Genomic DNA, 1,171 nt, shown 5'->3' on the forward strand with positions numbered 1-1,171 from the left:
ATTTACAAACCTTTATTTCTCACTGTTTCCTATCTACCTTGGACACTTTGGGGCGCTTACCCTGTTTTCCCTTTGGTTTTGCTAGGTTTCTCGCTAAATCGTCAAGGCACAAAGTTGCTTTTATTCTCTTTAATACGAGATTTCTTTTCCGCTTTACCTCCCCTAGCCCTGATAGTAGCGAAAATCCTTGTCCTTTTTCCTTTAAAAAGGACAAGATTGTAGCAGATAGCAGGAAATAGCTCCTGAAAAAACTTCTCCTACCTATATATAAGTAAAAAACATACCTTAATATACTAAATACAAACACCAAACAATCCCACCCCAAAACCTCTCTTATCACAAATCAAATCATCAAAACCACAATACATCATCCAGATAAAAGGAATACAATATTACTCCAATCAATATCAAAAACTGTTATACAAAAACAATACGAAACGCAGAACAGTACAAAGTGCTAATTGCCAGTGAAATACAGCAATCAAAAAAGGGGAATTAAATTTTAAAACATAGAATTAATATTAACAAGTTCAATCAACAACTTGCTATGACAAAGATTTTAGCGAAAAATACAATTGACACCCACAACAACAAAAGAATGCATTACTAAAATCACAGATTCACTCGTAGCCAAATACACCAAGAAAACATAATAGAAACGAGAACTTATAATAATAAAAAAAATACCTGCAATAAAAAATATCACGGGTATTTAATTAAATATATTCACTTAATAATCTGTATCGATTATTTAAGACAAATCATAATTTATCCTGGTCGATAAACAGAAGGTTTTTTCGACTGAGTAGATGTTTTGCCTTCAATATTCAATTTAGCCGACACGTTGCTAAATGAATTAAAACCTAAAAAAGAACACACCAAAACAACCATTAGCAACACTCTTTTTTTTGTAAATAAATTCGTTTTCATTATAAAATTTTGTTTAAGATTATTTTCTAAAATTAAACCAAATTAATCACACACACAAAAGAAAACACTTAAACTCAACGATATTATAGTAGCACTAGTAGACATTAGAGTTTTACCCTATTCAACAACTCTTAGTGGTTGTGATTTCAACTGAGATTTATGGCATGATCCTTAATTAACCACCCGTTCAATTACTAAAAGACTTTCAAGTTTGACATAATAAAAATTGAATTATAATGGA

The 1,171-nt window shown here is 30.7% G+C and carries 1 protein-coding gene; it reads right to left on the bottom strand.

Translation table 11 applies throughout. The features are described from left to right. Positions 1-768: 768 nt before the first annotated feature. Positions 769-930, bottom strand: coding sequence for a hypothetical protein (locus tag OIU83_RS23525; RefSeq protein WP_264208708.1), 162 nt, complete (start codon positions 928-930; stop codon positions 769-771). Positions 931-1,171 lie beyond the last annotated feature (241 nt).

The organism is Flavobacterium shii (assembly GCF_025847235.1).
Classification (GTDB): domain Bacteria; phylum Bacteroidota; class Bacteroidia; order Flavobacteriales; family Flavobacteriaceae; genus Flavobacterium; species Flavobacterium shii.